11 protein-coding genes are annotated in these 11,103 nt (G+C 34.1%); all 11 read right to left on the bottom strand.

Features of this window, described 5'->3' with window-relative positions; translation table 11 throughout:
- Nucleotides 1-271: 271 nt before the first annotated feature.
- Nucleotides 272-1,126, bottom strand: coding sequence for a ParB/RepB/Spo0J family partition protein (locus tag BCELL_RS21330; RefSeq protein WP_013490874.1), 855 nt, complete (start codon nt 1,124-1,126; stop codon nt 272-274).
- Nucleotides 1,119-1,880, bottom strand: coding sequence for a ParA family protein (locus BCELL_RS21335; RefSeq protein ID WP_013490875.1), 762 nt, complete (start codon nt 1,878-1,880; stop codon nt 1,119-1,121). The genes BCELL_RS21330 and BCELL_RS21335 overlap by 8 nt, the downstream gene beginning before the upstream one ends.
- Before the next feature lie 412 nt (nt 1,881-2,292).
- The gene (gene noc / locus BCELL_RS21340; RefSeq protein WP_013490876.1) at nt 2,293-3,147 is read right to left on the bottom strand and encodes a nucleoid occlusion protein; all 855 of its coding nucleotides are present in this window, start codon (nt 3,145-3,147) and stop codon (nt 2,293-2,295) included.
- 589 nt (nt 3,148-3,736) lie between these two features.
- Nucleotides 3,737-4,450, bottom strand: a complete 714-nt coding sequence (gene rsmG, locus BCELL_RS21345; RefSeq protein WP_013490877.1) for a 16S rRNA (guanine(527)-N(7))-methyltransferase RsmG — start codon at nt 4,448-4,450, stop codon at nt 3,737-3,739.
- A 26-nt stretch (nt 4,451-4,476) separates the two neighbouring features.
- The gene (mnmG, locus tag BCELL_RS21350; protein ID WP_013490878.1) at nt 4,477-6,363 is read right to left on the bottom strand and encodes a tRNA uridine-5-carboxymethylaminomethyl(34) synthesis enzyme MnmG; all 1,887 of its coding nucleotides are present in this window, start codon (nt 6,361-6,363) and stop codon (nt 4,477-4,479) included.
- 21 nt (nt 6,364-6,384) lie between these two features.
- A complete protein-coding gene (gene mnmE, locus BCELL_RS21355; protein WP_013490879.1) occupies nt 6,385-7,761 on the bottom strand; it encodes a tRNA uridine-5-carboxymethylaminomethyl(34) synthesis GTPase MnmE in 1,377 nt (458 codons plus the stop codon).
- A 359-nt stretch (nt 7,762-8,120) separates the two neighbouring features.
- Nucleotides 8,121-8,738, bottom strand: a complete 618-nt coding sequence (jag, locus tag BCELL_RS21360) for an RNA-binding cell elongation regulator Jag/EloR (protein ID WP_013490880.1) — start codon at nt 8,736-8,738, stop codon at nt 8,121-8,123.
- Entirely contained in the window at nt 8,735-9,541 is an 807-nt protein-coding gene (gene spoIIIJ / locus BCELL_RS21365) for a YidC family membrane integrase SpoIIIJ (RefSeq protein ID WP_013490881.1), read from the bottom strand. The genes jag and spoIIIJ overlap by 4 nt, the downstream gene beginning before the upstream one ends.
- An 81-nt stretch (nt 9,542-9,622) precedes the next feature.
- Complete coding sequence (gene yidD, locus BCELL_RS21370; protein ID WP_013490882.1) at nt 9,623-9,874, bottom strand: membrane protein insertion efficiency factor YidD; 252 nt, start codon at nt 9,872-9,874, stop codon at nt 9,623-9,625.
- Nucleotides 9,871-10,236 carry a ribonuclease P protein component gene (gene rnpA / locus BCELL_RS21375; protein WP_013490883.1) on the bottom strand — a complete coding sequence of 122 codons (366 nt, stop codon included), beginning with the start codon at nt 10,234-10,236 and terminating at the stop codon, nt 9,871-9,873. The genes yidD and rnpA overlap by 4 nt, the downstream gene beginning before the upstream one ends.
- A gap of 150 nt (nt 10,237-10,386) precedes the next feature.
- Nucleotides 10,387-10,524: a 50S ribosomal protein L34 gene (gene rpmH / locus BCELL_RS21380; RefSeq protein WP_013490884.1), complete on the bottom strand. Its 138-nt coding sequence runs from the start codon at nt 10,522-10,524 to the stop codon at nt 10,387-10,389.
- Between the last annotated feature and the right edge of the window lie 579 nt (nt 10,525-11,103).

Here is an 11,103-nt window from a genome sequence, read left to right on the forward strand (position 1 = left end):
GAAGGACACTGAAAAGTGGCGTTCTTTCACTTTTTCAGTGCCCTTAAGCAATCTGCGTAGCCGACGCCATCGTTTAAAAGCCTGATAGGACCGGGTTTCTCCTATCATGCGAGCGACTGCAATACAAATAAAAGGCACTGAAAAGTTGTTTTATACTTTTTCAGTGGCCTCGCTCGAAGCTCGTCTTTAGTCTTTTCTTAGAATTATACTTTCTTCTTATCTTTTTAAAAATACTCGAAGGTTAGTGACCTTCGAGTATTTTAATTTTGTCTTATTCTTTTTCTTCGTTGATTAATTGCAGTATTCTATCTAAATCTTCTTCAGAGAAAAATTCAATTTCAATTTTCCCTTTTTTCTTTCCTTTTTTAATTTGAACATTCGTTCCAAAGTATTCTTTTAAGTGCGATTCTCTTTCTCTAATGAATGGTGAATTAGTATCCTTCTTTTTCGATTTTGTTTCACGTGAAACATTTTCATTTAAGCGTTGTACCAACTCTTCTACTTGGCGTACATTTAACTTCTCATTTACCACTTTTTTTAGCGTATTAGATAATAGTTCTTTTCTTTTTAACCCTAACAAAGCACGCCCATGTCCCATTGAAAGCTTACCTTCTGCTATCAACTCTTGCGCTAAGGATGGTAGCTGTAATAACCTAACATGATTAGCAATATGAGGTCTACTCTTGCCTAGTTTCTTCGATAACTCTTCTTGTGTAACATTTAATTGCTCCATGAGCTTTTGGTATGCTTTGGCTTCCTCAAGTGGATTTAAGTTTTCTCGTTGTAAGTTTTCTATAAGTGCAATTTCCATCATTTCTTCTTCCGTCAGTTTTCTGACGACTGCAGGAATAACAGATAGATTTGCAGCTTTTGCAGCGCGATAGCGCCGTTCACCAACAACTATCTCATACCCTTTAATACTTTTCCTAGCAATGATTGGCTGTAAAACACCGTGTTGCTCAATAGAAGTCTTTAATTCTTCAATCGCATCTTCTTCAAAGTTTTTCCTAGGTTGATAAGGATTAGGTCTCAATTCAGAAATTTCTATCTCCTGAATTTTATCTTTTTTTTCATCGATATTATCAGGAAAAAAAACGTTTATTCCCTTCCCTAGTCCTTTAGCCATTGCTCATCACTTCCTTAGCTAAATCGATATAAACTTCCGCACCTCTTGATTTAGGATCGTACGTAATGATTGGTTCTCCATGACTAGGTGCTTCCCCTAAACGAACGTTTCGAGGAATAATAGTTTTGAAAACTTTCTCCCTGAAATACTTTTTCACTTCTTCTATTACTTGTATCCCTAAGTTCGTACGTGCGTCGAGCATTGTTAATAGGACACCCTCTATTTCGAGCTCATTATTTAAATGCTTTTGAACTAATCTGACTGTATTAAGCAATTGACTTAGTCCTTCGAGTGCATAATACTCACATTGCACTGGTATTAAAACAGAGTCTGATGCTGTTAATGAGTTGATTGTTAACAAACCCAATGAAGGTGGGCAATCAATAATAATATATTCATAATCTTCCTTCACTTGCTCTATTGCTCGTTTTAGCCTCACTTCTCTTGAAATTGTAGGTACAAGTTCAATTTCCGCTCCTGCCAATTGAATCGTTGAAGGTAATATATGAAGGCCCTCAACCTTTGTTGGAATAATCACATCTTTTGGTTTCAAATCTTCAACGAGCACGTTATATATACAATGATCGACATCCCCTTTGTCAATTCCAACACCACTAGTCGTGTTACCTTGAGGATCAATATCTATTAATAACGTTTTATTTCCTAAATGAGCAAGACATGCACTTAAATTAACAGCAGATGTCGTTTTTCCGACACCACCCTTTTGGTTTGCAATGGCAATGACTTTTCCCATTATTTCACCTACCTTAAAACTACTATTTTCAAATCTATCTAATCAAAAAAATAAATAGCAACTTTTTTTATTTTATCATGAAAAAGCGAGAGAAAACGAATGTAAATGATAAAATTATAAAATTATTATTTACACTCGACATATAACGTACGAAAGTGATTGACTCGAAAGCGTTTCATTTACCTATTAAGCTACCTATAATCTATATATTGGGTAACAAAAGCCAATTCAAAGCCCACTATAACTGACTTTCTTATAGTGGGCGCACGCAAATTTAACCATTGTGAGAACTTTAAAATGAAGAAATTCCGCTAAAAATATAATAGATATATTTATAACAACTCGAATAAATTTTCTCTGTAAAAATATCGCATTTGCCTATGACAAATGCGACAACATATTTTTTCTGTATTTATTTAGGAATTCTAATCGTAAATTGATAGTATTCATCATGTTCTTCTTCAGATGTATCAACATTCATCCCCGTTTGGACAACCATATCTACTGATTTACGAATAGTATTCATCGCTAGCCTCATATCCCTTGAAACACTTTTTCTTAAAGGTTTCGGTTTCTTAGCGGTATTATTATTCCCTTCTAAGATCTTTTTTGCAGCTTCCTCTGTCTGTTTAACGTTTAGCTCTTCGTTTATAATTCGTTCTAATAGTTTTTCCTGTAGTTCAACATTTTTTAAAGCAATTAAAGCACGCGCATGTCTTTCGGTAATTTGTCGATTTAATAAGGCATCTTGAACTATTTGTGGAAGTTGAAGTAAACGTAATTTGTTCGCGATTGTTGATTGCCCTTTTCCAAGACGCTGCGCCAAGCTTTCTTGTGTTAAATTGTGAATTTCTAGGAGCTTTGCATAGGCAGTAGCTTCCTCTATAGAGGTTAAGCCTTCTCTTTGTAAATTTTCAATCAGTGCAACAGATGCAGTTTGAGAATCATTAAACTCCTTAATTATTGCAGGAATTGTTTCCCAACCGAGCTTTTGGACGGCTCGCCAACGTCTTTCTCCAGCAATAAGTTCGAAAATATCGTCTTCTCTTACTCTAACTACTATTGGCTGAATGATGCCATGTGTTTTAATTGTTTGTGCTAGCTCTTCAATTCTCTCATCTTGAAAGACAGTTCGCGGTTGAAACTGATTTGGAACAATTTTGTCGATCGGTAGTTGATGTACTTCTTCTTTTTCACTTATTGTAATTTCTTCAGTCTCTTCGTTCTTATCACTTAATCCAAATAATCGCGTAAACGGCTGTTTCATTCCAACACCACCCTCAAAAAAACTCCCTCTTTATCATTAATCATTCGGGATGAATGATAAAAGTCCTGCTTTTGTAGTTGATTAAAATCATATATTAGCCTCTCATTGTAACAGATTTAAAATTAGAGGTAACTGATATGAAGAAAGTCCATTCTAAAAATATGAGTATATAAATTGTTTCACGTGGAACATTTTATTTATTATTTATGAAAAACACATAAGTATCTATCATACTACTATTATAACTGTAAATGTATATCTAGTAAAATAAACTTTATTTTGGGTATTTTATAAAATTGTAAAATCATATGTCGTTAACGATTCATCTCTATGATTAGTATAGCGCTTTATCATAGACTGTATTGAGTTACTCAAGTAAAAATATAAAATAATACTTCTATTATAATAGATAGGATAATTTCAAACATACAATCTATATAAAAAAATATATTGTTTGTATTTTTCGTTTGATTATGAAATTAAATAAAAATCATGACTAGAAATTAATACAACAAAAAAACACACTAGTTCAATTGAAAACTAATGTGTTTTTTATTACTAGAAATATTTTCGTGGTAGTACATTCATTTTATAAAGGCTGCTTGTTTGGTAAGCCTGGCTTTCTTGGATATTTCTTCGGTGTCGACTTTAATTTTTTTATCGCAATAATATATCTTTCACTTTCTTCCTTAGGTAGCACAAAGTTATCTTCTGATATTAGTTCTCCACCTAAAGTAGAGATTGCTTTTTTCGCATCGACTATTTCACCTTTTGCACCAGCACCCTTCATGGCATAAAAGTATCCATTTTGTTTCACTAATGGCATACAAAGCTCTGCAAGTACTGGTAATCTAGCTACAGCACGTGCAAGTGCAGTATCATAAGTCTCTCTATGCTCCTTCTTTTTGCCAAAATCCTCTGCACGATCATGATAAAAAGAAACTTCTTTTAATGATAACTTTTCTGCTAAAGCATTGAGAAACGTAATTCTTTTATTTAACGAATCGACAATCGTGACTTTTAAATGAGGATAACAGATTTTAAGCGGTATACTAGGAAAACCTGCTCCAGCACCAACATCTACAATAGACTTCTGCTCCTTGAAGTCGTGATAAAAAGAAACCGAAACTGAATCAAAAAAATGCTTTAAATAAACATCTTCCTTGTCAGTAATTGCTGTCAAGTTCATTTTTTCATTCCATTCTACTAAAAGTTCATAGTAATCATGGAATTGCTTTAACTGGTCTGTATTTAAATGTATTCCCCGTTCAAGCAGGGCATTTAGAAATTGTTCTTCATTCATAGTACATCTCCCTAAATTGAAGCTTCCTATTGTTTGATCTTTTGTAATTTTCCTTGTTCCATATATACTAAAAGAATAGATACATCAGCTGGATTTACGCCAGAAACCCTAGAGGCTTGTGCCATTGACAATGGTCTCACTTCCGATAGCTTCTGTTTAGCTTCTGTTGCTAAGCCGTTTATTGCATGGTAATCTAAGTCCTCAGGTAATTTTTTGTTTTCCATTTTCTTCAGTTTATCGACTTGCTCAAGCTGCTTTGAAATATACCCTTCATATTTCACTTGAATCTCTACTTGTTCCGCTACATCATCATCCAACTTCTCAAGAGGAGGTACTATTTGCGCAATATGTGTGTAAGTAATTTCAGGACGTTTTAACAAACCTACTCCGTACATTGGTTCCTTTAATGGTGAAGAGCCAATTTCAGTTAAAAATTGATTTGTTTCTTCTGTTACTTTCACAATTGTTGATGCTAATCGGTCCTTCTCACGTTCTATTTGTTCCTTTTTAGATAAAAATTGATCGAAACGTTCACTTTTAATTAAGCCTATTTCATGACCAATTTCTGTTAGACGTAAATCGGCATTATCATGGCGTAAAAGGAGACGATATTCAGCTCTTGACGTAAGTAATCGATATGGCTCATTCGTTCCTTTCGTTACTAAATCATCAATTAACACTCCTATATAAGCGTCTGACCTTTTTAATATGACAGATTCTTTGTTTTGCGCTTTCCTAGCTGCATTAATTCCGGCCATTAAACCTTGTCCAGCAGCTTCTTCATATCCACTAGTACCATTAATTTGCCCGGCTGTAAATAAACCTTCAATCTTCTTTGTTTCTAAAGACGGCCATAATTGTGTAGGAACAATAGCATCATATTCTATTGCATAACCTGGGCGCATCATTGTGACGCCTTCTAATCCAGGAATAGATCGTAAAATATGGTGTTGCACATCCTCAGGTAAGCTCGTAGATAAACCTTGTACATACACTTCTTGCGTATTTCTTCCTTCAGGTTCTAAGAAAATTTGGTGTCTAGGCTTATCATTAAAACGAACAATTTTATCTTCAATTGATGGACAATAACGCGGACCAGTTCCTTCAATCATACCTGAGTACATTGGTGAGCGGTCTAAATTACTATTAATAATACTGTGAGTCTCATCATTCGTATACGTTAACCAACATGGTAACTGGTCTGTTATATACTTCGTCGTTTCATATGAAAATGCTCTCGGAACTTCATCACCAGGTTGTATTTCTGTTTTACTATAATCAATAGTTTGACTATTTACTCTTGGAGGAGTTCCTGTTTTAAAGCGAACCATCTCGAAGCCAAGCTCTTGTAGATGATAAGATAAATTTACCGAAGGCTGTTGATTATTAGGACCACTTTCATAAGATAAATCACCAATAATCACTTTCCCTCTTAAATATGTGCCTGTTGTAATAACAACTGACTTGGCATAGTACTCCGCTCCAGTTTGTGTAATAACACCTGTCACTTTATCATTTTCAATAATAAGTCGCTCTACCATTCCTTGACGTAGTAATAAATTTTCCGTTTCTTCTATCGTTTTTTTCATTTCGTGTTGATATAAAAACTTGTCAGCTTGTGCTCGCAACGCTCGAACCGCCGGACCTTTCCCGGTATTTAGCATTCTCATTTGAATATGCGTTTTATCGATATTTTTCGCCATTTCTCCGCCTAAAGCATCAACTTCTCGTACAACAATACCTTTTGCTGGACCTCCAACAGACGGATTACAAGGCATGTAAGCAACAGCATCTAAATTTAATGTGAGCATTAATGTATTGGCACCCATTCGTGCTGCAGCTAAACCAGCTTCGACTCCAGCATGACCAGCACCTATGACAATGACATCATATTCGCCTCCGTGATAACTCATCTTTCAACTCTCCTTCTTCAATTATTTCCCTAAGCAAAACTGAGAAAATAATTGATCAATTAAACTTTCATGAACACTTTCCCCTATTACTTCTCCTAATAGTTCCCAAGTTTTCGTTATATCAATTTGAATCATATCAATAGGTAGTCCTGCATCAATTGCTTCTAAAGCTTCACTGACAGATCGCAATGCTTCTTGGAGTAAGGTGATATGTCTCGTATTAGACACGTACGTTAAATCCGTAGTTTCAATATCACCTTGGAAAAATAACACTTTAATAGCTTCCTCTAGTTCGTCTACTCCTTCATCTTTAATTAAAGATGTGGAAACAATCGGAGCTTCATTCGCTAGCTGCTTTACTCGCTCCATATTAATTTTCCGTTCCAAATCGGTTTTATTAATAATAATGATTCTTTCTTTTCCTTTACTAATATGAAATAATTCCTCATCTGACTCTGTTAATTCCTCATTATAATTTAGTACAAGCAACACTAACTCAGCGTCTCCTACTACCTTTCTTGATCTTTCCACACCTATTTTTTCAACGACATCATCTGTCTCTCTTATCCCAGCTGTATCAAGTAATCTAAGGGGCACCCCTCGTACATTTACGTATTCTTCAATGACATCTCTCGTCGTACCCGCAATTTCAGTTACAATTGCCTTATTATCATGCACGAGATTATTTAATAAGGAAGATTTACCGACATTAGGCCTTCCAATAATAACAGTAGATAAGCCATCTCTTAAAATCTTTCCTTGTTGTGCCGTTTGCAGTAGATTTTCAATGTCTGCCTTTACATCATGAGCTTTTTCTTTTAGTAAAGCTAACGTCATCTCTTCTGCATCATACTCAGGATAATCTATGTTGACTTCAACATGTGCTACTGTTTCAAGTAAGTCTTGTCTTGATTTTTGAATTCGTTTTGATAATTTCCCTTCCAATTGCGACATGGCAACATTCATAGCCCTATCCGTTTTTGCTCTAATTAAATCAATTACCCCTTCGGCTTGTGATAAATCTATTCTACCATTTAAAAATGCTCGTTTCGTAAATTCCCCAGGCTCAGCTAGCCTTGCACCATGACTAATGATTAATTGGAGGATACGGTTGACAGAAATGATACCACCGTGACAGTTAATTTCTATAATATTCTCTTTCGTAAATGTTTTTGGAGCTAAAAGAACAGAAACCATTACTTCCTCTATTTTATCGTTCGTTTCAGGATCTACTATATATCCATAATTAATTGTGTGTGTTTCTACTTCCTTCAACGACTTTTTACCTTGATAAATAAGATCGGCAATGTTTACTGCTTCATCTCCACTGATTCTTACAATAGCGATTGCTCCCTCACCCATCGGTGTGGAAATTGCTGCAATTGTATCCATTTCCATCAGCTACACCTCCTCTATATGCTAAAAATGTTATTAACTATTCCCAATTCATAAGAATACCACATATTTCATATGTAAAAAAGTTTTCCACATTTAATCTCTCTTCTTCATCATTGGCAAAAAGATAAAAAATCATCCACAATTACTTTTTTGAAAATAATGCACCAGGAATTATCCACATGTGGATAATTAAAACGCTATATTTTTCTACATGTTGACAAAAAAATATAGAGAGTTATTCACATCTCATCTATAAGAAAAAACGTGATAGAACTTCTATTATCTCGTTTTTCTTTATTATATTTTCAAAAAAAAAGCACCGTAAAGGTCGTACCCTTTAAGATGCTCTACTGTATTATTTATTTTGGTGCAACAACTATTCTTCTATTTGGTTCTTCACCATCAGAATATGTTTTAATACCTTTCACATTTTGAAGTGTCGTATGAATGATTTTTCGCTCATGTGCATTCATCGGTTCAAGCTTTACTTCACGTCTCGTTTTTAATGCTTTGTTACTTAGTCTTAAAGCGAGTGTTTGAAGTGCGTCTTTTCTTCTTTCTCTATAGCCTTCTGCATCCAAATAAATTCGAATGTAATTTTCTGACTGCTTATTTGCAACTAAGTTAACTAAATACTGAAGTGAATCAAGCGTTTGACCTCTTTTCCCAATAAGAACGCCAATATCAACGCCAGTAATATTTAAAAAGAGACCTTCTTGTCTTTCTTCTTTGTCGACACTTGCTGAAATTCCCATTTTATCAATGGTATCTCGTAAAAATATGATGGCCTCCTTGACTGGATCAGCCTTTAATTTCAATTCAACTACAGCTGGTTTTCCACCTAATAAGCCAAATAAACCTTTTTGTGGCTCTTCCAAAGTTGTAATTTCTACTTTCTCTCTCGTCGTATCAAGCTTTTTAAGTCCTAGTTCAATGGCTTCCTCCACCGATTTTCCTGATACAGTTACTTTTCTCACTTGCGGTTCGCTCCCTCTGTTTTAGGATCTTTATCTTTACCTACATTAGGACCTGTAATGAAATACGTTTGAACGATCATGAATAAGTTACCAATTACCCAATAAAGTGCTAATGCTGATGGGAAAAATGCTGCAAATGCCATAATCATTAGTGGCATAATATACATCATCATTCGCATTTGCGGATTATCTGTAACCATCATCATTTTTTGCTGAATAAATGTCGTTGCCCCTGCAATTAACGGTAAAATATAATATGGATCTGCATGACCAAGTTCAAACCAAAGGAAAACTTGTGGGTCTAAATGACCATAATTTGCAATATCTACTTCCGGGTTTATATAAGGCGTTCTAATAATTGCATGATAAAACGCAATTAAAATAGGCATTTGAACTAAAATAGGTAAACAACCTGCTAATGGGTTTACCCCGTGCTTTTGGAATAAAGCCATTGTTTCCTGTTGAAGTTTCTGCTGTGTTTGTTGATCTTTTGCACTATATTTTTCTCTTAATTCTTTCATCTCTGGTTGAATTGCTTGCATTGCTTTTGTACTTTTTGTTTGTTTAATCATCAAAGGTAAAATTAAAATACGAATCAAGAGTGTTACGATAATGATAGATATACCAAAGCTATTATTAAAAATATTTGCAATCTCTATCATTAACCAAGATAGCGGGTAAACGAAAAATGAATCCCAAAATCCTTCTCTTTCAGTAGTAATTGGCTGGTCAATACTAAAACAACCAGTCATTAATAACATCAAACCAACTAAAATAAGTATTAAGCTTAATTTCCTTGCCACATGTGGTCCTCCTAACCTTCCTATAACATATTTTATATTTTTTTATAAAAACGTCATTATAGTTATTTACTTAAACAACCATCAATGACCAGAAAAACATTTGCACTGATTACTTTTTTTTTCATCTGGAACAGGATCAAAGCCTCCTGGATGAAAAGGTTGACACTTTAATATTCGTTTAAACGTTAACCAACTACCTTTAAATGCACCAAAACGTTGTATCGCTTCGATACTGTAATGAGAGCATGTTGGATAAAATCGACATGTCGGAGGTGTGAAGCGAGAAATATATTTTTGATAAAAACGAATAGATCCGATAAAGAACCTCTTCACTTTTTATTCACCTCGATCTGACTACGTTTAATCACTTTTCCAACCTTTAAAACATGTTGAATAGAGTCAGTTATTTGAAAAACACTCATATTTATAACTGGTTTTCTAGCAATTATTACAATGTCTACATTTTCTTTAATATGAGGTAATACTTCTCTTAATGCTTCTCTCATTAATCGTTTAATTCTATTTCTTTCTACTGCGTTCCCAATTTTCTTACTAACAGATAAACCTATTCGTGGGAGCGTTTGATCTTGTTTTATTAATGAATACATAACGAATTGCCGATTAGCTGCAGACTTTCCACGCTGAAATACGATTTGAAAGTCTTCATTTTTCTTCAAGCGGTTTTCTTTTTTCACCTATTACACCTCACTACCGCTACGTTATCATCCTTTAATTCAGGAAAATGATGTAGACAAATAACATTATAAAGAAAAAGTTGTCCTAACGCCAACCCTTATTCCTACTTTACAAAAGAAAAAGACCACTGAACTCTCAGTGGCCTACTATTATGCAGATAATACTTTTCTTCCTTTACGACGACGGTTTGCTAGAACTCTTCTACCGTTCTTTGTACTCATACGAGAACGAAAACCGTGTACTTTTTTACGTTTACGATTGTTTGGATTAAATGTTGGTTTACCCATCTATAACACCTCCTGCGGGAAATTACGAAAACGACAGTCTAATAAATTATATGAGAGTGACTATTCATTGTCAAGTTTTTCTCTTGTCTCATTTTTTCCGACAAAATGAACGATATCACTTTCTCGATCATTTTGCTACTGAGAAATTTTTCACAACATGTAAATTTTTATTTTTAACTTTTATGAAAATGCAGCCGACCATTTTCATAAAAGTTAAAAATTCATTTTGTTAAATAATGAGATTAAATTTTATTTGTGGACAACTTTCAACATTTTTTTATTTATTCCACAGAAATTTCGACAGCTTTTACACACTATATAGTGTTGTGGAAAACATTTCAACACAACCTGTTGAATTATGTGGATAACTCTCACTGCTTATTGCTAATAAAGCATTTATTTGATATTATATTCTTGTTTTTGCTAGTGGAAAACCTGTGGTAAAATAATAACTATCCACAACTGTTAACAACTATGTGGATAGTTATATTCATCTCTTAATAAGCTTGTCCACATAGATGTGAATACTATTGATAAACTACTTTTCTACTATATTATATGTTTTTCCACATTTTTTTA

It is taken from the genome of Evansella cellulosilytica DSM 2522, assembly GCF_000177235.2.
GTDB classification, from domain to species: domain Bacteria; phylum Bacillota; class Bacilli; order Bacillales; family Salisediminibacteriaceae; genus Evansella; species Evansella cellulosilytica.

Coding starts and splice junctions, on each gene's coding strand:
- rsmG (WP_013490877.1), bottom strand. CDS start 4,450: ATGAATGAAGAACAATTTCTAAATGCCCTGCTTGAACGGGGAATACAT.
- mnmE (WP_013490879.1), bottom strand. CDS start 7,761: ATGGAAATGGATACAATTGCAGCAATTTCCACACCGATGGGTGAGGGA.
- rpmH (WP_013490884.1), bottom strand. CDS start 10,524: ATGGGTAAACCAACATTTAATCCAAACAATCGTAAACGTAAAAAAGTA.
- mnmG (WP_013490878.1), bottom strand. CDS start 6,363: ATGAGTTATCACGGAGGCGAATATGATGTCATTGTCATAGGTGCTGGT.
- noc (WP_013490876.1), bottom strand. CDS start 3,147: ATGAAACAGCCGTTTACGCGATTATTTGGATTAAGTGATAAGAACGAA.
- BCELL_RS21330 (WP_013490874.1), bottom strand. CDS start 1,126: ATGGCTAAAGGACTAGGGAAGGGAATAAACGTTTTTTTTCCTGATAAT.
- BCELL_RS21335 (WP_013490875.1), bottom strand. CDS start 1,880: ATGGGAAAAGTCATTGCCATTGCAAACCAAAAGGGTGGTGTCGGAAAA.